This window comes from Methylobacterium sp. DB0501 (assembly GCF_011043735.1).
Lineage (GTDB): Bacteria > Pseudomonadota > Alphaproteobacteria > Rhizobiales > Beijerinckiaceae > Methylobacterium > Methylobacterium alsaeris.
Genome location: NZ_JAAKGV010000009.1, coordinates 166,017 through 190,165, shown reverse-complemented (window position 1 = coordinate 190,165; position 24,149 = coordinate 166,017). Strand labels below are relative to the sequence as shown.

The window sequence follows — 24,149 nt, the reverse complement described above, 5'->3', positions numbered from 1 at the left end:
GGGCCCTCATGCGCGGCGCCCAGCCCTCGCGGCTCAGCGTCCGTGAGCTGTCCAACCCGCGACCTCATCCGGAAGTGCCGGTCGATCGACGCTCGCCGAGCCGCGACGGAGGGCTCCAGGGCTTGCGGAAACGTCTGCAGCCCCCCGTCGAGGTCGGTTCGTCGTCGATGGGCCGGCCCCCCGGGATGAGGCCGGAGAGGGGAGAACGAGAACGCCCCTCTGCCCCGATCCTCAGAGCCGCCGACGCCTCACAGCGTCTCCAGCAACCGCTGCATCAGCCGCATGCGCGGCGCGATCGACGAGATCAGGCCGTATTCCTGGAGCGTGTGCGCCCCATCGCCGTCGATACCGAGGCCGTCGAGGGTCGGGATGCCGAGGGCCGCGGTGAAGTTGCCGTCCGAGCCGCCGCCGGTGAGCGGCACCTCGCCGAGATCGATCCCGAGCTCGTCCCGGGCCAGCGCCCGTGCACGGGCGTAGAGCGCCGCACCGGCCCCGGCATCGTAGGGCGGGCGGTTCATGCCGCCGGTCACCGTCACGCGAAAGTCCGGCGAGGCGCGCAGGCCCAGGATCCGGCCGGCGTAATCCTCCCCGTCGGCGGCGGTCACGACCCGCAGATCGACGGCGAAGCGGCAGTGCTGCGGCACCACGTTCTCGGCGGTGCCGCCATTGATCGTCCCGACCGTCATGGTGACGCCGCGGGCGTAGTCGGTCAGGCCCTCGATCTCCAGGATCAGCCGGGCGGCCTCGCGGATGGCGTTGCGGCCGTCGGCGTGGCGGGTGCCGGCATGCGACGGGCGGCCCTCGACATGGACGTCGAAGCGGCCGACGCCCTTTCGCCCCGTCACCACCTTGCCGCCGTCGCGGCCGGGCTCGGTGACCAGCACGGCGGCGCTTTCACGCCCCAGATCCTCGATCAGCCCGCGGGTCGATTGCGAGCCGGTCTCCTCGTCGCTGGTGAACAGGAAGGTGAGGGGACGCCGCGCGCTCGTCCCGCGCGCCGCCGCGAAGGCCTGGAGCGCCAGCCAGGCGCCGCCCTTCATGTCGTAGACGCCCGGTCCGTAGAGCCGGTCGCCCTCGACCCGCACCGGCAGGTCGTGGGCGAGCGTGCCGATCGGATGCACGGTATCGAGATGCGACAGCACCAGGATGCCGGGCTCACCCGTCCGCGGTCCGGCCCGCAGGATGAGGTTGTCGCCGAACCCCTCGCGGCCCGGCACCCGCTCGGCGGCGAGGCCCAGGCTGCCGGCCTCCTCGGCGACGAGGTCCATCATCCGGTTGACGCCCTCGGCCGAGTCCGTCGGGCTCTCCACCGCCAGCCAGCGCGAGATCGCCGCGACGGCGCGCTCGGGCGAGAGGTCGATGGGCAGGGGAGAGGGGGTCATCGGGGGCCTCGGAGGAGATGGTCTAACGACGGGGTTGCGACACCGCATCGGCGCGTCGATTGCGGCGCAATCAAGAAGCGCGCCGGCCGGGACTCAGGTTTCCACCAGCCCCGTCGTGCTGCCCGTCGCCTCGTCCGGCCGGCCATGCGGCAGGGCGAGATAGTCCTCCGAGCGCATCTCGATCAGGCGCGAGACCGTGCGCTCGAACTCGAACGCCTCGCGACCCGAATCGGCGAGGTAGAGGCCCGTCGGCTCGGCCGCCGCGGAGGCGAGGAGCTTGGTGCGGGTGTCGTAGAGCGCGTCGACCAGGATGATGAAGCGCTTGGCCTCGTTGCGCTGGGGCATGTCCATCACCGGGATCTCTTCCACGATCACGGTGTGGAAGCGCTCGGCGAGCGCCAGGTAATCGGCGGCGCCGAGGGGCCGGGCGCAGAGATCCGCGAAGGTGAAGCGGGCGACGCCGCCGACGGCCTCGGGGATCGCCACCTCGTGGCCCTTGACGGTGATGGTCGTCGGCCGCCCCTGCGGCTCGCCCGACAGGGCCCGGAACGCGTCCGTGAGCGCCCGCGCGGCCGCCTCGTCCGCCGGCACGTGGTAGACCGGGCTGCCGCCGAGCTTCTCGAGCCGGAAATCGGTGCGCGAATCGAGCCGCACCACGGTCACCCGCTGCTTGAGCTGGTCGATGAAGGGCAGGAACAGGGCGCGGTTGAGCCCGCCCTCGTAGAGCCGGTCGGGCTCGACGTTCGAGGTCGCCACCATCACGGTGCCGCGGGCGAAGAGCGCCGTGAACAGGCGCCCGAGGATCATCGCGTCGGCGATGTCGGTCACCGTGAACTCGTCGAAGCAGAGCAGGCGCGCCTCGACCGACAGCGCCTCGGCCACCAGCTGGATCGGATCCTCGCCCTTCGCCGTACCCTGCTTCACGGCCTGCCGATGGCGGTGGATGCGCTCGTGCACGTCGCCCATGAAGGCATGGAAGTGCACCCGGCGCTTCGAGCCCGGCGCGGCCTCGTAGAACAGGTCCATCAGCATGGTCTTGCCGCGGCCGACCAGGCCCCAGACGTACAGTCCGAGGGGACCCGCCGCCGGCTCCGGCTGGCGGCCGAACAGCCGGCCGAGGAGGCCGGGGCTCGACGGCGGCGGCGCCGCGGCGAGATCGCCGATGAGCCCGTCGAGCCGGGCGACGAGATCGGTCTGGGCGGGATCGCGCTCGATCGCCCCCGACTCGACCAGGGCGTCGTAGCGGGTGGCGACCGGGCCACGGGCGGCGGAAGCGGGGCTTTGCGTCACGGGAAGGGGATTATCGCGGCGCGCGGGCCCGCGCAATGCGGTGAGATCATGGCGGCGGCATGCGTCGACGGCACGGCCGGCGTGCCGTGCAACGCCGGAACGGCGCTCCCATCTGCTGCATTGCACAATCCCGGCCGGCGGCCGGGGTCAGGAAACGCTCGAAGACGTGCAGCCCCCTTCGTCAGGAGTGCACCTCGAGAATGCAGAACATCCATCCCCCCGCCGGCGCCCTGGTCCGGCGCCTCTGGCCGACCGACCGCGACGCGGTCGTCACCCTGTTCCGGGGCCTCGATCCGGGATCCCGCTTCGACCGGTTCATGGGCGCGGTGAGCGAGGCGGCAGCCGCCGCCTATGCCGCCCGTGCCGTCTCCGCCGAGGGCCTGATCGTCGGCGCCTTCACCGACGGGCTCTTGCGCGGCGTCGGCGAGTTGCGCCCTGCCGGCTTGAGCCGGGAGGCCGAGCTCGCCTTCGCGGTGGCGCCCGGCCATCGCGGCCGGGGCTTCGGCGCGGCGCTCGGCGCCCGTCTGACCCAGGCCGCCCGCAACGGCGGCACGCGCCGGCTCCACCTGCGCTGCCTGTCCGGCAACCGGCCGATGCGGGCGCTGGCCAAGCGCCTCGGCGCGGACTTCGCCACGGGGAGCCGGGAGATCCACGCCGTCCTGGCGCTCAGCCCGCCCACCGCCTTCTCGCTCTGGAGCGAGGGTGTCGGCAACCTGCTCGACGTCGCGGCGGCGGCCTCGACGACGTGGCCGGTGCTGCCGGTGGCGTGAGAGCGGGCTCGTCCTGGATCCGCGGACGTCAGACCCGCCGCGACATTCCGGGGCCGCGCAGCGAAGCCCGGAACGCCGCCGCGGATGGAGCCGGGGAGTCCGCTGGATCACAGCGTCAGGGCGAATCACGCCGAAGCGTGGCGACGCCGCCGACGGATGAAGAAATCCTTAAATCAAGGCGTCCCTTCGCCACCATCCGGCCCCGCCCGTGCCGGATTCCCCGGCTCAAACTGCTCGCCGGGACGCAGAACCCTGGACGCAAGAACCTGGACGCAAGAGGGGGACATCCGGATGCAGACCGGCCGTACCACGCGCGGCGAGGAAACCGCCGCGCTCGAACGCTCCGTCGCGGCAGCGCTCCGCACCATCGCGGCCGTCCGGGCCGAGCGCAGCGCGCCGCAGGTCCGCTCCGCGCGCCTGCGGCTCGCGACCATCTACGGCGTCACCCGCCTGCAACGGCGGCGCGAGCGCGAGGCCGCCCAGGCGTGACGGGCCGCCCGTAGCGGCGGATGTCCGGCGCGGCGGCGCCGAGCCGCACGCCCGGGACCGCCGGTCTTCGTCACGCCTGCGCCAGCTCCCAGCCCCGCTCGGCGAGCGCGATGCCGAGCGCGCCCTTCTGGCTCGCCTCGTCGCTCGAGGCGTTGCCGGCCTTCGAGCGGGCGAGCACGCCCTCCAGGATCACCGCCAGGCGAAACAGCGCGAAGGCGACGTGGAACGGCGTGATGCCGTCGCGCCGGCCGGTGCGCTCGCAGTAGCGGCGCACGTACTCGTCCTGGGTGGGGATGCCGAGGGCGGGGAGATCGCGCCCGAGCATGCCGCGATAGGCGGACGGGTCGGTGTTGTAGGCGATGCAGTTGTAGCCGAGATCGGCCAGCGGGTGGCCGAGCGTCGCCAGTTCCCAGTCGATGATGCCGATCACCCGCGGCTCGGTCTTGTGGAAGATCATGTTGTCGAGGCGGAAATCGCCGTGGACGATCCGGGTCTCGTCGCTGTCGGCCGGGATGTGGGCCGGCAGCCACTCGGCGAGACGGTCGATCGCGGCGTTCTCGCGGGTCTTCGAGGCGGACCATTGCTTCGACCAGCGCTCGATCTGGCGCTGGAAGTAGTTGCCGGCGCGGCCGAAATCGGCGAGCCCGATCGCCCCGGGGTCGACGAGGTGCAGGCGCGCCAGGGCCTCGTTCATGCCGTAATAGATGCCGGCCCGCTCCTCGCGCGGCAGTTCGGGCAAGGTCGGGTCCCAGAACACCCGGCCGTGCAGCCGCTCCATCAGGTAAAACGGCGTGCCGATCACCGCCGGATCGGCGCAATAGGCCACCGCCTGCGGCACCGGCACGTCGGTGCGCGACAAAGCCTGCAGCACCCGGAACTCCCGGTCGACCGCGTGGGCGGAGGGCAGGAGCTTGCCCGGCGGCTGCTTGCGCAGCACGTACTCGCCGGCCTCGGCCATGACCAGGAAGGTCGGGTTCGACTGCCCGCCGCGCATCTGCCGCAGCTCGCGCAAGTGCCCCAGCCCCTGCTGGGCGAGGAACGCGTCCAGCGCCTCGGTCGGGAAGCGGTGCGCCTCGCGCACCGGGATGGTCTCGGGCAGATCCGACGGGGATGGGGCAGTCATGCGACCTTCGCGGCCTCTCGCGTGCGTTTCCTGGCCGGACCATGCCCCACCCGCCGCCCCGGGTCATTCCTGCAGTGCAGCAATTCGTCGGGACCTGTCGATAGCTCGCTGATTTCGCCGCATTTTCCGGCGATCGGGTGGGCAAGCGCACCCCCCGCGACTAGAGTGCCCGCATGATTCGCGCATCCCTCCTCGCCGCCGCCGGCCTGTTCCTCCTCGCCCTGCCCGCCGCGGCCAAGCCGAAGCCCAAGGCGGAGGCCGCCCCCCCGAGCCTCCAGGCGAGCCCGATCGGCACCTTCGGCGACTGGAACGTCTTCGCTGCCGGCGAAGGCAGGTCGCGCATCTGCTACGCCATCAGCCAGCCGCAGGTGCGGCTGCCCAAGAGCCTCAAGCGCGACCCGGCCTACCTGTTCGTGACGGTGCGCAAGGGCGAGAAGGTCAACAACGAGGTCGCGGTGATGCTGGGCTTCGCGCCCAAGCCCGGCAGCGGTCAGGCGACGACCACCGCGGCGGCGAACGGCGCGGTGCCGGCCTCGGCGTCCTCCGCCTCCGATCCCAGCCTGGCGATCGGCTCGGCCCGCTACGCGCTGGTGGTGAAGGGCACCAATGCCTGGGTGCAGAACCCGGCCGACGAGAGCAAGGTCGTCGCCGAGATGAGCCGGGGCAAGAAGGTGGTCGTCAAGGCGGTCTCGCAGCGCGGCAACGCCTCGACCGACGAATACGCCCTCGACGGCTTCGGCGAGGCGATGAAGCGCACCCGCGAGGAGTGCAAGTAAACCGCTTCGCGACATCCCGGGGCTCGCTGAGGGCAAGAACCCGGGATCCATGACCGCTGAGGCTTCCGAAGAGGGCGAACAGCTCTCCGCTCCATCCTGCCCCGTCAGCGGTCACGGGTCCCGTGTTCCGCGGCGCGTCCCCAGGACGACCAGGAGGGAGGACGACCAGGAGGGTTGCAGTGGCGTCGGTGGTGCGCCGTCGACGGATCCCGAGCCGGCCCATTCCAAGTCAGCCCATTCCAAGCCGGCCCATCGCGTTTCGGCCCGAATACCCCTATATGCGCCCTTAATCCGTTTCATCCGAAGGTTCACAAGATCATGGCGACGGCGTCGTTCGACACCGCCCGGCGCGGGAATGGCGCCGTCCCCCAGCAGGCCCCGGCGATCGAGAAGACGCCCGAGATCCGCCCCGAGGCGCTGGAAACCACCGGTCCGACCTCCCTCGTCGGCCTGACCCGCGAGGCCCTGAAGGGGCGGCTCGCCGCCATCGGGGTGCCGGAGCGCGAGCAGCGCATGCGCGCCGGCCAGCTCTGGCACTGGATCAACGTGCGCGGCGCCGCGTCCTTCGACGAGATGACCAATGTCAGCAAGGTGCTGAAAGGTCAGCTCGCCGGCATCCACACCCTCGACCGGCCCGAGGTGGTGAGCGAGCAGGTGTCGCGCGACGGCACCCGCAAGTGGCTGATCCGGATGCCGCCGACCGGCCGGCACGACCACAATCGCGGCGCCGAGATCGAGTGCGTCTACATCCCGGCCAACGACCGCGGCACGCTCTGCGTCTCGTCGCAGGTCGGCTGCACCCTGACCTGCTCGTTCTGCCACACCGGCACGCAGCGCCTGGTGCGCAACCTGTCGTGTCAGGAGATCGTCTCGCAGCTGGTGGTGGCCCGCGACCGCCTCGGCGACTGGCCCGGCAAGACCCCGCCGAAGGGCGCCTTCGTGCCGGTCGACGGCTCGCGCTTCGTCTCGAACATCGTGTTCATGGGCATGGGCGAGCCGCTCTACAACGTCGACAACGTCATCGACGCGGTCGGCGTGATGAGCGACCACGAGGGCCTCGGCCTGTCGCGCCGGCGCATCACCGTCTCGACCTCCGGCGTGGTGCCGCAATTCGAGCGGCTCGGCCTCGAGGCGAACGCCATGCTGGCGATCTCGCTCCATGCCGTGCGCGACGACCTGCGCAACGAGCTGGTGCCGCTCAACCGCAAATACCCGATCCGCGAGCTGCTCCAGGCCTGCCGCGACTATCCCGGCGTGTCGAATGCGCGCCGCATCACCTTCGAGTACGTGATGCTGAAGGGCATCAACGATTCCGACGCCGACGCCCGGGAGCTGGTGCGCCTTCTCAAGGGCATCCCGGCCAAGATCAACCTGATCCCGTTCAATCCCTGGCCCGGCTCCAAGTACGAGTGCTCGGACTGGGAGCGGATCGAGCGCTTCTCCGAGGTCGTGTTCAATGCCGGCTACGCCTCGCCGGTGCGTACGCCGCGTGGCCGCGACATCCTGGCGGCCTGCGGCCAGCTCAAGAGCGAGACCGAGAAGCTGCGGGCCCGTGCCCGGATGATGCTGGAAGAGGGCATCGGCGCCGAGGGCGTCTATGCCGGCGCCCACGACGACGATTGACGACGACGGTTGACCATGTCCCTCGGCCGCCTTCTCGCGATCGGCGTCGCACTCATGATGGCGATCGCCTGCGGGGCGATCGCCCTCGGCATCGGCGTCGCGATGGACCCCGTCCTGCGCGACGTGCTGGCCCAGTTCGGCCTGTCGGGCCTCGAAGCCGTGCTGGCCGACCTCGCCGAGGGCTACGCGCCGGATCCCGGCATGGTCGAGGGGGCGGTGAATCTCGGCCGCGCGATCCTGCTCCTCGTCGCGGTGCCGCCGGCGCTCAACGCCGTCGTCGGCGAGGTGCTGGGCTGGCGCTCGCTCGCCTGGTACGGCGGCGCCACCGGCCTCCTCACAGCGCTGCTGCCCTGGTTGATGCGCGGCGCCGGCGGGCCGGTCGTTCAAGGTGCAGGGGCCGGGGAGGGGCGGGTGACCGCGATCCTGTTCTGCACCGGCGGGATCGCCGGGCTGGTCTACTGGCTCGCCGCCGGCCGCTTCGCCGGGCGCGGACCGGCGACGATGTGGGCCGCGCCGCGGCGCTGACGCGGCAGCGGCCGGTCAATCGCGTCCGCGACACCCGTCCGTCTGCCCAGTTCCCTCGCAAGTTCCCTTGCAAGTTCCCCTGCAAGTCCTCTCGGAAGCCCCCCGCGCGATCCGCTTCGTCAGCTTTTGTTAGATCCTGTCACCGGCCGTCGAGTCCGTGCGGCACGCGGAAATGGACGCGGCGTGAAAGCCCTGTTTAGACTCGGTGGGGCGAAATAGGGCGTCATCGAACGCCTTCCAGAGAGACCTCCGCCGATGTCGCCGCCGCGCCGCTTCCTCGCCGGCCTCCAGACCGCCCGGGTGTGGATCGCGCTCGGCGTTCTGGCACCTCTCGGCATGCTGCTCGTCTCCGGCTTCATGCTGGCCGAGCTGCGGCACGAGATCTGGACGCGGGCCGAGGAGACCTCCCGGAACCTGCTGCAGGTGATCGAGACCGACATCGTCCGCAACGTCGAGATCACCGACCAGGCGCTGCGGGGCCTGATCGACAAGGTCCAGAGCCCCCTCGTCGCCGAGGCGCCGGAGGCCCTGCGCCGGATGGTGCTGTTCGACCGGGTCGTGACCGCCGACGGGGCGGGCATCCTGGTCCTGTTCGACGAGCACGGGAACGGCATCCTGAACTCGCGCTACCCGTCGGGCGCCGGCGGCAGCTTCGCCGACCGCGACTACTTCCAGGTCCACCGGCTCGATCCGGATCTCGGACTCTATATCAGCAAGCCCTACCGGTCGCGGATGTCGGGCGCCTACACGGTCGCCTTCAGCCGCCGGATCGCCAAGGCCGACGGGTCGTTCGGCGGCGTGGCGGTGGCGACCCTGAAGCTGTCCCACTTCACCCAGATGATGGCGAAGATCGACCTCGGGCGCGACGGGAGCATCAACCTGATCCGCCGGGACGGCATGCGGATCGTGCGCTTCCCCTACGACGTGCGCGACGTCGGTGCGGACCTGTCGGGGCAACCGAATTTCCAGCGCGCCCTGGCCGAGCCGGACGGGAGTTTCGTCGAGCGCGCCGACCGCGACGGCGTCCACCGGCTGTTCACCACCACGCGGGTCGGCGACCTGCCGCTCATCCTGGCGATCGGGCTCGGCACGGAGGCGATCGAGGCCGGCTGGCGCACCCGGGCGCTGATGATCGGCGCCACGCTGCTGGCGTTGTTCGGGCTCGCGGTCACGCTGGCGCTGCTGTGCGGCCGGGAGCTCCGCCGCCGCAGCGCGGTCGAGGCCGAGCTCGCCCGCCTGTCGATGACCGACGGTCTGACCGGGCTGCCGAACCGCTGGCGCTTCGACGAGGCCCTGCGGCAGGCCGGGGAGGCGACGGCCGGGGCGGGGCAGCCGCTCGCGCTGCTGATCGTCGATGCCGATCACTTCAAGCGCTTCAACGACCGCCACGGCCACGCGGTCGGCGACGAGATCCTGCGCGGCCTCGGGCGGTGCCTCTCGGCGGCCCTCCACCGGCCGCACGACCTCCTGTGCCGGATCGGCGGCGAGGAATTCGCCGTGATCCTGCCCGACATCGACGCGGACGGGGCGGCCCGGGTGGCGGAGCGCCTGCACGAGACGGTGGCGACCCTGGCGGTCGCCTCGGCCGGCATTCCGGCCGGCGCGGTGACGGTGAGCATCGGGCTCGCCCAGGCGGCCTGCCCCGTCGCGCGGGCCGAGCTCTACCGGGCGGCGGATGCGGCGCTCTACGCCGCCAAGCATGGCGGCCGCAACCGCACCTGCCGGGCCGAGACGCGGCCGGCGGCCCCGCACCTGCGTCTTGTCGCCGGCACGGGCGGCGTCGGGGTGCCTTAAGCAGAGTTCGCAAAAGCGGTTGCCGATTCTCCAACGCAAGTCTGCTCGGAGCAGCGCCCGATTGCGTCGCAACGCGGTGCACGACACGGGCGGAAAGCTTGCCGGGCTTCCTGCCGGTGTCTCGTACCGTGGCACTGCCGTCGGACCGTGCGCCAGGTCCTTGGTCATGCAGCATCGTCGGCGACGAACCGGTCTGCGCTCCGTCGGAACAAGCGCCGGAGCGGGTCAGCGCACCGTCAGGAGGATGCGGGCCGCGAAGGTCCCGAACAGGCCGGCGAACAGCCAGTCGATGCCCCGCATCAGCCGCGGCCGGGCCTGGAGCGCGCCGGTGACGCGGGCAGCGCCGAGCACCATCAGGATCCCGAGCGGCAGCGACAGGGCGATGAAGGTGAGGCCCAGGAAGGCGAGCTGCCCGGTCGGGTCGGGGGCGTCGGCGCGCACGAATTGCGGCAGGAAGGTCAGGAAGAACAGCACCACCTTGGGGTTGGTGAGGTTGACCCCGAGGCCGAGGCAGAAGGTGCGCCACAGCCCGCCCCGCACCGTCTCGACGCGGACGGTGAGCGCCGAGCCGCGGCGCAGGGCGTCGATGGCGAGCCAGCCGAGGTAGAGCGCCCCCACCACCTTCAGCACCGTGAAGGCGGTGGCCGAGGCCGCGATCAGCGCCGAGATGCCGAGCACCGCGGCGAGCGTGTGGATGAGCGTCCCGAGACTGGTGCCGAGGACCGTGACGATCCCGGCCCGCCGCCCCGCGCCGATGGTGCGGGCGAGCGTCAGGCTCATGTCGGGCCCGGGCGTGACGAACAGCACCAGGCAGGCGGCGAGATAGGCCAGCAGCGTCGGGGTATCGGGCAGGAAGCTCATCGGCGGCTCCGGGGGAGAGCCCCGTCTGTATCCGCACCCGGGCCCGGCTCAAAGCCGCCTGAAACGCGGAGCGCCCGCCCGGGGGACCTCGGGCGGGCGCGAATGACGCTGGTTCGATGGGACGGCGTCTTTGATCGGGATGGCGTCAGAAGGTGATGCCGCCCTCGATCATGTAGCGGTCCTGCGAGGTGCGGTTGCCGGTGCGGCCGAAGCCGGTGCCGAGCGTCCCGAAGGCGAGATCGCCGCGGGTGATGTCGTAGAGCTGCACCCGCGAATACTCGCCGCGCACGAAGAAGCGGTCGAAGGTGAAGGTCGGGGTGACGGTGAAGGAGAGCGCCGAGCTGCCCGCGCCGTAGAGCAGGCTGGTGCCGCCCGAGAACCGGTCGCCGGTCTGGGTGATGTACTCGACGCGGCCGGCGAGCGCGAAGTTGTCGGTGAAGGCGTAGCTCGCCAGCACCGCGCCGCCGTAGGTCGAGGCGCCCTCGGCGATGCCGATCTTGAAGTCGCGCGCGACGTTCGTATACTGGAAGTAGGGCGTGATCGTCCACGGCCCGTTGGAATAGGTGTAGTTGATCGACAGGATCCCGCTGTTCTGCTGGAACAGCGGCGTCGCGTAGGAATAGCGCAGGCTGCGCGACAGCACGTCGGTGCGGTCGAGGTTGAGACCGCCGTTGATGCCGAAGCTGTTGTTGTCGTCGAGCTTGTAGGTGACGGCGCCGGTGAGCCAGCTGATGTTGCCCGAGAAGAACCCGTCGGTGCCGGCGACCGAGGCCGACCACGGACCGTCGCTGTAGTTCACCTGGACGCCGTGGTTGATGATGTTCTCCTGGTTGAACAGGAGGCCGCGCGAGATGTTCAGGTTCTGGAAGGTAAACGGCGCCTCGGTGCCGATCAGCGTCGGCATGCGGCCGCCCTGGATCGACCAGTTGTCGTTGAACACGTACTTGCCGAAGGCGACCGGCAGCGGCGTGAACAGCAGGTCGGTCTGGTCGAGGGCGCTGTAGTTGAGGAAGCCGAGCGACGGAATCGCGTAGGCGCCGGCCTGGACGTAGAACTGGAACGGACCGTCGGCCTTCTGGATCCAGCCCTGGATGTTGGTGAAGTCGACCCGCGCCGCCCGGTCGCTCGGCAGCGGCGCGGCCGAGAACGGGAAGGGGTTGGTCTGGGTATAGGCGTAGCCGGTGATCGCGCCGCCGACATAGATGTCGCCGAAGCCGCCGAGGGTGACGCAGGACGGGTTCGGGTTCGGCTTGATGATGCCGCCATAGGCCGGCAGCGACAGGGTCGCCTTGCAGCGCTCGACCACCGCCACAGGAGCCGGGGCCGGAGCCGCCAGGTCGGCGGCGTAGGCGGAGCCGGACGACAGCAGGGCGACGGTCAGGCTGCTGAGGGTGAAGCGCATTGCCACGGGGGAGAATCCATCTGGAAACCAACTGCGGCCAAGCTGGCAGTGTGGCCGCACGATGGCAAAACCGTTTGTTGTGCGTTTGCTCAAAAATTGGGCAAATCAGGATCTCACGAGTCGCTGTCTGTAGTGCCGTGTCTTTCGCGCAACGCACAAAAGTACTTGGGTGCCGTACCGTCAGGAAGTGCCGAAGCTTCCGGTGGGACGATTCCTCTCGGTCGGGCCCACCGGAGCGGCGAGGCCGCACGCCTCCTCGGCCAGCGTCCGCCGCAACCAGTCGATGAAGGCCGCGGCGGCGGGGGAGAGCGGACGGTCGGCCGCCGGCAGGGCCGCGAAGCCGTCGGGGAAGCGGTGGAAGCCGCAGGGGGCGACGAGGCGGCCGGCCGCGAGGTCGTCGCGTACCACCATCCCCTCCACCACTGCGACGCCGAGGCCCGACAGGGCGGCCTCGATGCACAGGCCGGTATGCGGAAAGGCGAGGTCGCGCTCCGCCTCGATCCGCCAGCCCGCCGCCGCCTCCCAGGCCGGCCAGGAATGCGGGGTGTACTCGTGCCGGATCCGGGCCGCGGCGGCGAGGCGCCGGCCCTCCGCCCGGACCGGGTAGCCGGGCGCGCAGACGGCACCGAACGCCACGTCGCCGAGGCGGATCGCCCGCGCCTCGTCGCGGATCGGATGGGCGAGCCGGTCCCAGGTCAGCACCAGGTCGGCGCCCTCGTCGCGGATCTCACGGGCCGAGGTCATCGACAGGCGCACCTGCACCGTCGGCCGCTCGCGGTAGAAGCCCGCGAGGCGCGGCACCAGCCAGCGCATCGCGAAGGTCGCTCCGCAGGCGAGGTGGACGTTGGCGCCGCGCCCGGCATCGCGCATGCGCCGATAGCCCCGCTCCAGGTCGTCGAGCACGCCCGTCACCACGCTCCGGAAGGCCTCGCCGGCCGGCGTGAGCCGCAGGCCCGTGCCGGCCTTCTCGAACAAGAGGGTTCCGGCCTGCTCCTGCAAGGCCCGCACCTGGCGCGACACGGCTCCGTGAGTGCGCCCGAGCTCGTCCGCCGCCCGACTGACCGAGCCGAGGCGCGCCGCCGCCTCGAAGGCGCGCAGGGAGGAGAGCGGCGGCAACTGGCGCATCGGTCGATCCGTGAGTTTCGCGCACGAAGCCGGCGCAAGAACTCAATATACGGCCACCCGCCGTTCGGGTAGCTCGGCAGGGCCAGACACGAAGAGGAGACCTGCCGTGGCCGCCACCGTCATCCCGTTCCCGACGCACCGCATCGCGGCGCCTCCGCGGATGCCGAGCGTGAGCCGCGCGCACGAACCGCGCCTCGCCGGCGTGGCGATCCTGCGCGGCTGGGCCCGGCGCTGGGTGGCCCGGCGGGCCCTCGCGCGCGACCTGCCCTGGACGACCGACGAGGCCCTGGCCGATATCGGCCTCAGCCGCCGCGAGGCGGAAGCCGAGGCGCGCCGGCCGTTCTGGCGGCCGGGCGCCGGCGACGCGGCGTGACCCATGCTTCGCGGCCGGTTGACCGGCCGCCTTGCCGCTGCCAGCCTGCCGCGATCGGGGCCCGTCGGAGAAGGCCCCGCCGGGAGAACCCATCGTGTCCCTACGCGTTCGCGCCGCCGTGCTGCACCACGCCCCCGTGGCGCGGCCCTATGCCGAGACCCGTCCGCTGACCATCGAGACGATCGAGCTCGATCCGCCGGGGCCGGACGAGGTGCTGGTGAAGATCGCGGGCGCCGGCCTGTGCCACTCGGACCTCTCGGTCATCAACGGCGACCGGATCCGGCCGGTGCCGGTGGCTTTGGGGCACGAGGCGTCGGGAATCGTCGAGGAGCTGGGAGCGGGCGTCACCGACCTCAGGCGCGGCGACCACGTGGTGATGTCGTTCGTGCCGACCTGCGGCGGCTGCGCGCCCTGCCGCGAGGGCCGCGGCGCCCTGTGCGAGCCCGGCAACGCCGCCAACGGCCGCGGCACCCTCCTGTCGGGGGCCAAGCGCATCCGCTGCGACGGCGTCGAGGTGAGCCACCACAGCGGCGTCTCGGCCTTCGGCGAGTACGCGGTGATCTCGCGCCGCTCGATCGTGAAGATCGATCCCGACATCCCCCTCGTCGAGGCGGCCCTGTTCGGCTGCGCGGTGATGACCGGCGTCGGCGCGGTGGTGAATACCTGCCGGGTGCAGATGGGCCAGAGCGTCGCGGTGGTGGGCCTCGGCGGCGTCGGCCTCTCGGCGCTGATCGGTGCGGTCGCCAGCGGCGCGGGCCGGGTGGTGGCGGTCGATCTCTCCGAGGACAAGCTGCGGGTCGCCCGCGCGCTCGGCGCCACCGACACGTTCCTGGCCTCCGATCCCGACGCCGTGGCGGCGATCCGCGACGCCACCGAAGGCGGCGTCGACTACGCCCTGGAGATGGCGGGCTCCGTGAAGGCCTTCGACACCGCCTACCGGATCACCCGCCGGGGCGGCACCACCGCGACCGCCGGCCTCGCCAACCCGAACCACAGCTTCACCCTGCCGCCGGTCGGCCTCGTCGGCGAGGAGCGGGTGGTGCGCGGCAGCTACATGGGCTCCTGCGTCCCGGCCCGGGACATCCCGCGCTACATCGCGATGTATCGCCAGGGCCGCCTGCCGGTGGACAAGCTGATGACCGGCACGCTCACCCTCGACCAGATCAACGAGGGTTTCGACCGGCTCGATCGCGGCGAGGCGATCCGGCAGGTGATTGCCATGTAGGCGCGGGCACCCTCCGGGTCGTTCCGGCCTGGGCGACGCCGCCCCGGAACGGCCCGGAGGACGGCAGCCCCGTCGCGGGACGAGGGCGAGGCACGGGCTTCACGGCACCGGCTCCGGGGCTTTCCCGATCGCGAGGCGGCGCTGCGTTCACATGGTCCCCGGGCGTGTTGGGAAGGGCACGCCCGGGGATTTTCTCGCGCGGATCGCGCCCTCCGGCCGTACCGTCCACCCTGCAGCCTCGCGCCGCCCTTGCCCGCCGCCGCGCCGTCATGCTTCGATGGCGGCTCTGCCGCAACGATGGGCCTGCGAGCGGCCGGCCCGAAGGATCTTCTCATCAAGGACGTGCCATGGGGCTGTTTCAGGATGCCTTTGCCCGGGTCGGCCGGGTCGTCATGTCCTATGCCGGCGACACCGCCTTCCTCCACGCCGCCTGCTCGGCGGCCGCCACCGTGATCCTGGCCGACCAGGAGATCGACGAGGAGGAGATCGAGACCGCACTGACCGATCTCAGCAACAACCCGGTCCTGCACAAGTCCTACGGCGTGCTGAAGCTGGAACAGGAGCTGCACGAGGCGATCGCCCGGGCGAAGAGCCGGGCCGGGCGGCTCGAGAACCTGCGCCTCGTCGGCGCCATCGCCGACCGGGCGCTGGAGCAGCGCCAGGACATCTTCCTCATCGCCGCCGACGTCGCCGACCAGGGCGGCATCAGCGAACTGGAGCACAAGGCGCTGGCCGAGATCGCCGAGGTGCTCGGCGTCGAGAAGGCGGCGCTTCTCGGCGTGTGAGGGCCTGACACCGCAGGCCCGCGCCATATCTCCCGCCCGACGACGGCGGGAGTGTTCGCGATGGATGTCGGATTTCTCGGGCTCGGCCGGATGGGCCGGCCGATGGCGCTCAACCTCATCAAGGCCGGCCACCGGGTCCGGGTCTGGAACCGCTCGGCGCAGGCCGCCGAGGATCTGCGCGCCCACGGCGCCGAGCCGGTGGCGACGCCCGCCGAGGCTTTCCGGGGCGATGCCGCCGTAACGATGCTGGCCGACGACGCGGCTTTGCGCGCCGTCATCGTCGAGGGCGGCCTGCTCGATCAGGCCGAGAAGCCGGGGCTGCACATCGGCACCAGCACCATCTCGGTCGCTCTCGCCGAGGAGCTGGCGGCCGTGCACGGCCGGGCCGGCGTGGCTTACGTCTCCGCCCCGGTCTTCGGCCGGCCGGACGTCGCGGAAGCGGGAAAGCTCAACATCCTGGCCGCCGGACCGGACGCGGCGATCGCCCGGGCGCAGCCGCTCCTCGACGCGATGGGGGCGAAGACCTGGCGCTTCGGCGAGGCGCCGGCCCGGGCGAACGCGGTCAAGCTCGCCGGCAACATGATGATCGTCGCGGCGATCGAGGCGATGGGCGAGGCCGCGGCGCTGGGGGAGGCCCATGGGGTTCCTGCGGCCGACCTCCTCGACCTCCTGACGAACACGATCTTCGCCGCGCCGGTCTACAGGAATTACGGCGCCTCGATCGCCGCCGGCCGCTACGAGCCGCCGGGCTTCGGGCTGGCGCTCGGCGCCAAGGACGTGCGCTTGGCGCTCGCCGCCGGCGAGGCCGCCCGGGTGCCGATGCCGCTCGCCAGCGTCCTGCGCGACAGCCTGCTCGACGCCCTCGCCCATGGCGACGGGGAGAAGGACCTGGCGGCGCTGGCCACCGTGTCGGCGCGGCGGGCGGGGCGGGAATAATCTCCGGCGCCTGACCCGACCCCTTGTCCGGACGACGGCAGAAAAGCGGAAGGAGATCCGGGAAAGGGCCGCGTGGAAGGAGAGCGCGGCCCTTCATACGACTTCCAATTGATTGCTCGGCGATTGCTGCGCAATCGGGTTCGCAAGGCGGAAGTCGGCGTCGCTCAAGCGTCCGGAGCTTCCGGCTCCACCACGCGGGTCGGTGCTGCGAAGTCCGGATCGTTCTCCAGCAGGATCGGCTGCCCATGCGGCGTCGCCGCCGCCGCGCGGGCGAAGGCGGCGCGGCGCGCCTCCAGGGCCGACGGGCTGGTCAGCCCGCGCTCGGCGATCAGCGCCTCGATCGTCTCGAGCCACAGGGCGTAATCGGCGGTGCGGTCGCCGTGCCGGCCGAGGGCCCGGGCCCAGTCCGACCAGGTGAACAGGCCGGCATCGTGCAGCGACACCACCAGCGCGAAGGTCTGCGCCTCCCAGGGGGCGGCGAAGACCGGGGGTTCGGGCGGGCGGCTCATGAGCGGGACGATTCCGGCGCCGGCCCCCGCGCCGGTTCGAGGTAGCTCTCGAAGGCGTTGACCGAGACGGTGAGCCCCGGATCGGCATCCTCGCCCCACAATTCCACCGCCGCGAAGCGCACGGTGTAGAGCCATTGAGGCGCCTCGCCGGCGAGCGCGGCATTGGTGTCCGGGAAGACGAAGCCGCCATGGACCCGCTCGACCGTGCCGGTCCGGCCGCGGACGTAGCGCGGCAGGCGGGTATGGCCGGTCGGGTTGACGATCTTGGCCCGCACCTCGTCCCCGGGGGCGAAGCGGGCGGGATGGGGCACCGGCCGGTCGCTCGGGAAGCCGCGGGCGAAGAGCGGCGCCACCTCCTCGGCCTTCAGCACCCGGGCGACCGGGGCCGGCGGCGCCAGGGCCGCGCCGGCCGCGAGTTCGCCGGCCTCGACGAGGCCGTGCTGCTGCACCTGCTTCTCCAGGGCCCGGAACCAGATCCGGTAGTAGCTGGAGGTCAGGTACTCGCCGGGCGGCAGCGATTCGCGGGCGGCGCGGCTGGCATCGAGGTTCCAGGCGCCCGTGTAGCCCATCGCCATCGCCATGGCGAAGACCCGGCGCTCCCAGGCCGCATGGAACCGGGGCTCGTCCGCTTCGAGGCCGAGCGGGCCGAAACCCTGCATGCCGCCGAGATCCTGGCCGCCATTCATGCGCGGGCCCCCCGGTCGGGGCTGGAGGGAAGCCCGGTGCCGATCATCGAATCGCGGGTGACGAGGTCGGCGAGCGCGGCCTCGTCGAGATGGTCGGTGCCGGCGGGGCGCATCGGCAGCACCATGTAGCGGAGTTCCGCGGTCGAATCCCAGACGCGGATGCGGGTCTCGGGCGGCAGCACCGTGCCGAACTCGGCCAGCACTCCGCGCGGGTCGATCACGGTGCGGGAGCGGTAGGGCGGCGACTTGTACCAGACCGGCGGCAGGCCGAGCACAGGCCAGGGATAGCAGGAGCAGAGGGTGCAGACGACGACGTTGTGCTCCTCCGGGGTGTTCTCGACCACCACCATGTGCTCGCCGCCGCGCCCGCCGACGTCGAGCTCGCGCATCGCCGCGCTGCCATCGGCCAGGAGCCGCGCCTTGAAGGCCGGATCGACCCAGGCCCGTGCCACCACCCGGGCGCCGTTATGCGGCCCGACCTTGGTCTCGTAGGTCTCGATCAGGGTGTCGAGGGCGGCCGGATCGACGTAGCCCTTCTCGACCAGGATCGATTCGAGGGCGCGCACCCGCAGGTCCATCGGCGACAGCTCGCTGCCGTGCGGGTGGTCGTGGTCGTGGTCGTGCGAATGGTCGTGCTCGTGGTGGTGATCGTGGTCTTGCGCCATGCGGAGCCTCCCGGAGCCGGGAGGATACGCGCCTGGGTCTCACACCGCCACCGTCACGGGCGCACGGCCGGGCTCTCGACGGGCAGGGGGGCGGCGCGCTGCATCAGGTAGAGCGTGAGCGCCACGACATCCGCGGAGCCGGGGGTGAACGGCTCGGCCCGCATGCCGGCGAGGCAGTTGCGCAGGCGCCGCTCCAGCGAGCCGAGATCCTGCCATTCGAGCCGGTAGAGCGGGTAGCCGGTGGGGTGGCCCTGCGGAATCGTCGCGGCGCCGAGGCGTCCGCCCCGATGCGCATCGTGGCAGGCGGCGCAGGAGAAGCCGAGCTGGCCCATCGGGGTCTCGAACAGCTTTCGGCCCTCGTCCCGGGCCGGTCCGAGGCGCGGGTCGACGGGGGGCGCCAGGGGCAGCCCGCGGGAGAGGCGGCCGAGATAGGCGGTGAGCGCGAGGAGGTCGTGGCCCTCCCGCGGCAGCGGCGCCGCTTCCTGGTGGCGGGTGCGGCAGAGGTCGATCCGGCCTTCGAGGTCGACCGGCCGCGCATCCGCCTCGTCCCATGCCGGGTAGCGGGCGGCGACGCCGCGCATCGACGATTCGGTGTGGCAGCCGGAGCAGGCGGGAGTGCCGGGGGAGGGCGGGCGGGCGAACAGCTCCGCGCCGTCCTGAACCCAGAGCATGCCCGGATTGGCGGTGTCGTCGGCTTGCATCGCCCGGGTCTCGGGCGCCATCTGGTCGAAGCCGGAGCGGCGCTCGGCGGGCGGGATGCCCTGCGCCGCGGCCGCGCCGAGGAGCGTCGCCGCGAGGGCGAGGCCGACGGCGGTCCGGCCGAGCATGGCGCGTAGCCTGGGGGCGTGGCTCATGGACGTAGCCTATACGGGAGACGGCTCATCCGCACGCGGGGCTCGGCTGCGCCGCCTCCACTCCCTCGCCGTCATCCCTGGGCCGCGCGGCGGAACCCGGGATGGCGGCGAGGGGGGCGATGTCGGACGCTACAGGGCTGGTCTGAGCCGAACCGGCCGTCAGATCTGCCGGACCTCGCCGGGCTTCAGCTTCATCCGGGCGGCGAGGCGGTCCGAGAGGGTGCCGCTCAGTTCCACCGCAGCCTCGGGCACCGCCCCCTGCACGGCAGCCACGGCCGCCAGGGGGTCGGTCGCCATGGCGACGTAGACCCGCAGGGCCGGGGCGCTGGTGCCGTCGTCGGCAGCGGAGACCGCGACCGTGAAGGCGGTGTGTTTCGGCTTCTTGGCGGCCAGCTTCTTCGTCGACGGAGCCTTGGCCGACGGAGCCTTCTCGGACGGAGGCTTCGCGGACGACGTCTTCACCGATGGAGCCTTCACCGACGGCGTCTTGGCCGACGGCGTCTTGGCCGATGGAGCCTTGGCAGATGAAGCCTTGGCCGATGGCTTTTTGGCGGATGAAGTCTTGGCGGACGAAGTCTTGGCGGGCATCGCTCTCTATCGCACGGTGCGCCGCCGCTGTCGCCGCTCGCGCACTGGCAGCCTCCGGTTTTCCAGCCGGATGCAGCATCGCCGGCCTGACCTGCGAGCCTCGCTGAACCGTGACTTGCGCCGCGGCCCGTCCGCCCCGATGTCCGCTGCAGCATTCCGCCGTTCAGGGACCACGATCATGCTCATCAGGATCAAGCGCGGCTGGGAGATGCCCGAGCGCCTCGCCACCCCCGAATCGGTCTTCCTCAACCGCCGGGCGCTGCTGGGCGGCAGCCTCGGGATGGCGGCGGCCTCGCTCGCCGGCGGGCCGGCCCTCGCGGCGCTGCCGGGCGAGGGGACGGGCGCGGTGAAGACCGCCGACCTCTATCCGGCCAAGCAGAACCCGGCCTACACCCTCGACCGCCCGGTGACGGCGGAGCGCTACAGCGCCGACTACAACAATTTCTACGAGTACGGCACCAACAAGACGGTGACGCCGGGCTCGAACGCCCTGAAGGTCCAGCCCTGGACCATCAAGATCGACGGGCTGGTCGAGACGCCGTTCGAGATCGGCTTCGAGGATCTGGTCCGCAAGATGGCGCTGGAGGAGCGGCTCTACCGCCACCGCTGCGTCGAGGCGTGGTCGATGGCGGTGCCGTGGACCGGCTTCCCGCTCGCCGCCCTGGTGGCCCTGGCCAAGCCGAAGGGCGAGGCCAAGTACATCCAAATGCAGACCTTCATGGACAAGGCGATGGCGCCGGGCCAGCGCGCCTTCTTCTACCCCTGGCCCTACACCGAGGGCCTGACGATGGCCGAGGCAAGCAACGAGCTCGCCTTCATGGTGACCGGCGTCTACGGCAAGCCGCTCCTCAACCAGTTCGGCGCGCCGCTGCGGCTCGCCGTGCCGTGGAAGTACGGGTTCAAGTCGGTGAAGTCGATCAACCGCATCACCTTCACGGCGGAGCGGCCCAAGACCTTCTGGGAGGGCCTGCAGGCCTCGGAATACGGCTTCTGGGCCAACGTGAACCCGGCGGTGCCGCATCCGCGCTGGAGCCAGGCGAGCGAGCGGGTGCTGGGCACCGACGAGCGGGTGCCGACGCTGATCTACAACGGCTACGGCGCCCAGGTCGCCGACCTGTACAAGGGGCTCGAGAAGGAGCGCCTGTTCGCGTGATGCCGTCGGGTTGACCCGTCCCTCGCGAGGGACGGGCAAGCCCGAACGGGCGCCGGACGCTCTCGCATCGACGGGTCGATGCGAGAGCGTCCGACCGGTCAAGCCGTCCCGTCGCCTTGCAGGTAGCCGGAGCGGCGGCTGTCGGGCATCTGGAGCGAAACCAGGAACGCGATGGCGCACATCGCCGTCACGTACCAGTAGAAGGTGGTCTCGGAGCCGGCCTCCTTGAAGGTCAGCGCCACGAACTCGGCCGAGCCGCCGAAGATCGCGTTGGCGATGGCGTAGGACAGGCCGACGCCCAGCGCCCGCACCTCGGCCGGGAACATCTCGGCTTTCACCAGCCCGCTGATCGAGGTGTAGAACGAGACGCACAGCAGGGCCGCGGTGATCAGCGCGTAGGCCAGGATCGGGTTCTGCGCGCCGGCGATCGCATGCAGCAGCGGCACCGTCAGCAGCGTGGTCGAGGCACCGAACAGCAGCATCGCGGTCTTGCGGCCGAACCTGTCGGCGAACATGCCGAACAGGGGCTGCACCACCATGTAGGTGAACAGCACCGCCGTCATCACCAGGTTTGCGGTCTTCTTGTCCATATGGGTCGTGTTCACCAGGTACTTCTGCATGTACGTGGTGAAGGTGTAGAAGATCAGCGAGCCGCCGGCGGTGTAGCCGAGCACGGTGAGGAAGGCGCGGCGATGGTTGCGCCAGATCGACGCCATGCTGCCGGCCTCGCGCGAGGTGCGGGTCTCGGCGGTCGAGGTCTCGTGCAGCGAGCGCCGCAGGTAGAGGGCGACCACGGCCGCCGCGGCGCCGATGAAGAACGGAATGCGCCAGCCCCAGGCGGTCATCGCCTTGTCGTCGAGGGTCAGCGTCACCAGCACCACGACGAGGGAGGCCAGCAGCTGCCCGCCGATCAGGGTGACGTACTGGAACGAGCCGTAGAAGCCGCGCTTCCCCTTGAGTGCCACCTCGCTCATGTAGGTCGCCGAGGTGCCGTACTCGCCGCCGACCGAGAGCCCTTGCGCCATGCGGGCGAAGAGCAGCAGCACGGGGGCGAAGATGCCGATCTGGCCGTAGGTCGGCAGGATCGCGATGACGAGCGAGCCGGCGCACATCATCATGACGGAGATCAGCATCGAGGTCTTGCGGCCGTAGCGGTCGGCGACCCGGCCGAACAGCCAGCCGCCGATCGGCCGCATCAGGAAGCCGATGGCGAACACCGCCGCGGTGTTGATGAGCTGCACCGTCGGGTCGGAGCCCGGGAAGAACACGTCCTTGAAGTAGATCGCCGTGAAGGCGTAGGCGTAGAAATCGTACCACTCGACGAGGTTGCCCGACGAGGAGCCGATGATGGCCTTGATGCGGGCCTTGTTGTCGTAGGCCGCGATGGTCGGATTCGGCGAGGCGAGGCTGTCGGCCGGTCCGGGCCGGCTCTGGGCGGTGGTGGTCATCGCGGGGTCTGTCTCCTCCCGGGGGTGAGCGATGGCGGCGTGGCGCGGGCCGTGGGACCTCGCGCCGTGCCACGCACTAGGAGAATGCCGCGCCGGGGTACAGCCCCGCACCGCACCCATCCGGCGTTTTCGTGCCGTCGCCGCAGGCTACCCCAAGGATAGGCGCCTGACCGAAGGTCCCGGGACGCGCCGAATGCACGTCGAGGGTGATCGCAAATGGGACGGAGAAACCGGCCGGAACAGGACGAACATCGTTTTGCAACGCATTCATCCCGCGAGGACTTGGTGCGAGAGACCCGGTCACGGCCGCGCCGGGCAGGCCTCCTTGGATCCGGTCTCCCGCGGCCCGGCTGCGGCGCTGCCGGTGCCGGTCGCGGCGCGCTCGGCATAGGCCGCCACGGCGGCGTCGAGATGGGTCCCCAGGCGCTCGCGCGGCACCGGGATCTCGTCGCCGACCTGGACCCAGCGGGCGCCGGTCCATTCCAGGATGGTGACCGGGCGGTGACCGCTATGGTCGGCGCAGGAGAGGCGCAGGCGGCGGGCGAAGCCGACGAGGCCGAGTTCCTTCCAGCGCACCGGGTCGAGGTTGATCGCCTCGAGCCCGCGGCGCATCTCGGGGCCGTCGATCCGGGCCCGGCCGGCGAGGCCTTGCGCGGTGCGGATGCCCTCGGCCAGGATCACCCCGGCATAGACACCGCGATTGTAGAGGGGGCCGGCGCTCTCCTCCTTGGGCGTGCGCGACAATCCGGCATCGACGACCAGGAGGTCGATCTGGTCGAAGGCCGGGAAGCTGTCGGTGAGGGCGTGCCAGGTCACGATGCGCAGGCCCTTTGCGACGACCCTGGGGGTCAGGTCGCGGGCGCCGCCGGCCGGCCGCAGCAGGTCGTCCTCGCCGGTCCAGCCGACCGTGACGATCCGGTTGAGGGGAAAGCCCGCCGCCGCGGCGTCGCGCAGGGGCGTGCCGGGAAGACCGGCGGTGGCATCGAGGATGACGTAGTCGGGATCCGCCGCCCGGGCGGTGCGCCAGGGGTCGGGCAATCGGTCGGGCAGGGGATTGGCCGAGGAATCGGACGAGCGCGCCTCGCCCTCCTCCGGGCCGGGATCCGGCAGGGCGTGGGCGCGGAACTCGAGGCCGGCCTCCGCCGCCAGCGCCCGCAAGACCGGCACCGGCTCGCGCCCGGCCGGGCTGTCGCGGTACATGTAGGCGAGGCTGCGCCCGAGCGGATTGCCCTCGCTGCCGTCCTGCGACAGGTGGATGATGGCTGCGGCGAGTGCCCCCCAGACCGTGACCGGCGGCGCGAAGGCCCAGGGCAGCGCGTCGCCCCGCGCCATCGCGGCGGGGCCGTAGCCGGAAGAGACGAGGGGCATCCGGTCCGCGGGCAGACGCGGCAGCAGGGCGAGCGCCGCGTCGGCGCTGCCGGGGACGACGGCGATGCTGCCGCGGGCGAGCGCCGCCTCGTAGCAGGCGGTCACCCGCGCCGCCTCGCCGCCGGTCTCGCATTCCTCGACGGAGAGCGGGATGCCGCCGACGCCGCCGTCGCGCCGGTCGAGCATCGTCAGGTAATCCGACAGGCCGTTCGCCAGCGGCGTGCCGGAGGCGGAAGCCGGGCCGCTGCGCTCGGTCAGCACGGTCACCGGCAGGCCGTCGGGCGCTGCGGCGGCCGGGACGGCCGCCAGCACGGCGGGGAGGGCGGCCAGGATGGAGGCGATGACGGCGGGGCGGGGCGGCATGGCCGGGTCCTGAAACGGCGAATCCCGAACGAGCGG

At 71.7% G+C, this 24,149-nt stretch carries 24 protein-coding genes; 11 read left to right on the top strand and 13 right to left on the bottom strand.

Translation table 11 applies throughout. The annotated features are described in order from the left end of the window. Positions 1–248 precede the first annotated feature (248 nt). Positions 249–1,382 carry a M20 family metallopeptidase gene (locus G4G93_RS15440; RefSeq protein WP_165085289.1) on the bottom strand — a complete coding sequence of 378 codons (1,134 nt, stop codon included), beginning with the start codon at positions 1,380–1,382 and terminating at the stop codon, positions 249–251. Positions 1,383–1,475: 93 nt separating this feature from the next. Then, positions 1,476–2,672, bottom strand: coding sequence for a cell division protein ZapE (gene zapE / locus G4G93_RS15435; protein WP_165085287.1), 1,197 nt, complete (start codon positions 2,670–2,672; stop codon positions 1,476–1,478). 200 nt (positions 2,673–2,872) lie between these two features. Between zapE and G4G93_RS15430 the strand changes: the two genes are divergently transcribed. Beyond that, complete coding sequence (locus G4G93_RS15430) at positions 2,873–3,442, top strand: GNAT family N-acetyltransferase (protein WP_165085285.1); 570 nt, start codon at positions 2,873–2,875, stop codon at positions 3,440–3,442. Positions 3,443–3,733: 291 nt separating this feature from the next. After that, on the top strand, positions 3,734–3,931 hold the full coding sequence (locus tag G4G93_RS15425) for a hypothetical protein (protein WP_165085284.1): 198 nt from the start codon (positions 3,734–3,736) through the stop codon (positions 3,929–3,931). A gap of 70 nt (positions 3,932–4,001) precedes the next feature. Here the strand turns inward: G4G93_RS15425 and G4G93_RS15420 are convergent, their stop codons facing one another. After that, entirely contained in the window at positions 4,002–5,054 is a 1,053-nt protein-coding gene (locus G4G93_RS15420; RefSeq protein WP_165085283.1) for a phosphotransferase, read from the bottom strand. A 173-nt stretch (positions 5,055–5,227) separates the two neighbouring features. Between G4G93_RS15420 and G4G93_RS15415 the strand changes: the two genes are divergently transcribed. From G4G93_RS15415 to G4G93_RS15400, 4 genes are all read left to right on the top strand, one after another. Next, positions 5,228–5,830, top strand: coding sequence for a hypothetical protein (locus G4G93_RS15415; protein ID WP_165085281.1), 603 nt, complete (start codon positions 5,228–5,230; stop codon positions 5,828–5,830). 318 nt (positions 5,831–6,148) lie between these two features. After that, the gene (gene rlmN / locus G4G93_RS15410; protein ID WP_165085279.1) at positions 6,149–7,453 is read left to right on the top strand and encodes a 23S rRNA (adenine(2503)-C(2))-methyltransferase RlmN; all 1,305 of its coding nucleotides are present in this window, start codon (positions 6,149–6,151) and stop codon (positions 7,451–7,453) included. Between the two features lie 15 nt (positions 7,454–7,468). Then, a complete protein-coding gene (locus tag G4G93_RS15405; RefSeq protein WP_165085278.1) occupies positions 7,469–7,978 on the top strand; it encodes a hypothetical protein in 510 nt (169 codons plus the stop codon). A 255-nt stretch (positions 7,979–8,233) separates the two neighbouring features. Continuing rightward, positions 8,234–9,772, top strand: coding sequence for a sensor domain-containing diguanylate cyclase (locus tag G4G93_RS15400; protein WP_165085276.1), 1,539 nt, complete (start codon positions 8,234–8,236; stop codon positions 9,770–9,772). Positions 9,773–9,997: 225 nt separating this feature from the next. Here the strand turns inward: G4G93_RS15400 and G4G93_RS15395 are convergent, their stop codons facing one another. From G4G93_RS15395 to G4G93_RS15385, 3 genes are all read right to left on the bottom strand, one after another. Beyond that, positions 9,998–10,633 (bottom strand): LysE family translocator, encoded by a 636-nt coding sequence (locus G4G93_RS15395; protein WP_165085275.1) that lies wholly within the window; start codon positions 10,631–10,633, stop codon positions 9,998–10,000. A gap of 145 nt (positions 10,634–10,778) precedes the next feature. After that, positions 10,779–12,041 (bottom strand): porin, encoded by a 1,263-nt coding sequence (locus tag G4G93_RS15390; protein ID WP_165085273.1) that lies wholly within the window; start codon positions 12,039–12,041, stop codon positions 10,779–10,781. Positions 12,042–12,215: 174 nt separating this feature from the next. Continuing rightward, on the bottom strand, positions 12,216–13,160 hold the full coding sequence (locus G4G93_RS15385) for a LysR family transcriptional regulator (RefSeq protein WP_165085272.1): 945 nt from the start codon (positions 13,158–13,160) through the stop codon (positions 12,216–12,218). 106 nt (positions 13,161–13,266) lie between these two features. On the opposite strand from G4G93_RS15385, the gene G4G93_RS15380 reads away from it, so the two are divergent. The 4 genes from G4G93_RS15380 to G4G93_RS15365 all read left to right on the top strand — a co-directional run bounded on the left by G4G93_RS15380 (position 13,267) and on the right by G4G93_RS15365 (position 16,479). After that, the gene (locus tag G4G93_RS15380; RefSeq protein ID WP_246736790.1) at positions 13,267–13,533 is read left to right on the top strand and encodes a DUF1127 domain-containing protein; all 267 of its coding nucleotides are present in this window, start codon (positions 13,267–13,269) and stop codon (positions 13,531–13,533) included. A 94-nt stretch (positions 13,534–13,627) separates the two neighbouring features. Beyond that, complete coding sequence (locus G4G93_RS15375) at positions 13,628–14,758, top strand: zinc-dependent alcohol dehydrogenase family protein (protein ID WP_165085270.1); 1,131 nt, start codon at positions 13,628–13,630, stop codon at positions 14,756–14,758. A 347-nt stretch (positions 14,759–15,105) separates the two neighbouring features. Continuing rightward, positions 15,106–15,543 carry a Tellurite resistance protein TerB gene (locus G4G93_RS15370; RefSeq protein WP_165085268.1) on the top strand — a complete coding sequence of 146 codons (438 nt, stop codon included), beginning with the start codon at positions 15,106–15,108 and terminating at the stop codon, positions 15,541–15,543. A 60-nt stretch (positions 15,544–15,603) separates the two neighbouring features. After that, positions 15,604–16,479 (top strand): NAD(P)-dependent oxidoreductase, encoded by an 876-nt coding sequence (locus G4G93_RS15365; protein ID WP_165085267.1) that lies wholly within the window; start codon positions 15,604–15,606, stop codon positions 16,477–16,479. 164 nt (positions 16,480–16,643) lie between these two features. On the opposite strand, the gene G4G93_RS15360 is transcribed toward G4G93_RS15365, so the two are convergent. From G4G93_RS15360 to G4G93_RS35955, 5 genes are all read right to left on the bottom strand, one after another. Then, on the bottom strand, positions 16,644–16,988 hold the full coding sequence (locus G4G93_RS15360; protein WP_165085265.1) for a nitrile hydratase accessory protein: 345 nt from the start codon (positions 16,986–16,988) through the stop codon (positions 16,644–16,646). Next, a complete protein-coding gene (gene nthB / locus G4G93_RS15355; protein WP_165085263.1) occupies positions 16,985–17,674 on the bottom strand; it encodes a nitrile hydratase subunit beta in 690 nt (229 codons plus the stop codon). The genes G4G93_RS15360 and nthB overlap by 4 nt, the downstream gene beginning before the upstream one ends. Then, complete coding sequence (gene nthA / locus G4G93_RS15350; RefSeq protein WP_165085262.1) at positions 17,671–18,339, bottom strand: nitrile hydratase subunit alpha; 669 nt, start codon at positions 18,337–18,339, stop codon at positions 17,671–17,673. The genes nthB and nthA overlap by 4 nt, the downstream gene beginning before the upstream one ends. Before the next feature lie 53 nt (positions 18,340–18,392). After that, entirely contained in the window at positions 18,393–19,193 is an 801-nt protein-coding gene (soxA, locus tag G4G93_RS15345) for a sulfur oxidation c-type cytochrome SoxA (RefSeq protein WP_395410968.1), read from the bottom strand. 159 nt (positions 19,194–19,352) lie between these two features. Then, positions 19,353–19,781 carry a hypothetical protein gene (locus tag G4G93_RS35955; protein ID WP_246736789.1) on the bottom strand — a complete coding sequence of 143 codons (429 nt, stop codon included), beginning with the start codon at positions 19,779–19,781 and terminating at the stop codon, positions 19,353–19,355. A 178-nt stretch (positions 19,782–19,959) separates the two neighbouring features. Here G4G93_RS35955 and msrP point away from each other — a divergent pair, with 178 nt between their 5' ends. After that, on the top strand, positions 19,960–20,934 hold the full coding sequence (msrP, locus tag G4G93_RS15335) for a protein-methionine-sulfoxide reductase catalytic subunit MsrP (RefSeq protein ID WP_165085261.1): 975 nt from the start codon (positions 19,960–19,962) through the stop codon (positions 20,932–20,934). Positions 20,935–21,032: 98 nt separating this feature from the next. Here msrP and G4G93_RS15330 read toward each other — a convergent pair whose 3' ends face one another. Further along, on the bottom strand, positions 21,033–22,382 hold the full coding sequence (locus G4G93_RS15330; RefSeq protein ID WP_165085260.1) for an MFS family transporter: 1,350 nt from the start codon (positions 22,380–22,382) through the stop codon (positions 21,033–21,035). A 300-nt stretch (positions 22,383–22,682) separates the two neighbouring features. Beyond that, a complete protein-coding gene (locus G4G93_RS15325; protein ID WP_165085259.1) occupies positions 22,683–24,113 on the bottom strand; it encodes an ABC transporter substrate-binding protein in 1,431 nt (476 codons plus the stop codon). Positions 24,114–24,149: the final 36 nt, after the last annotated feature.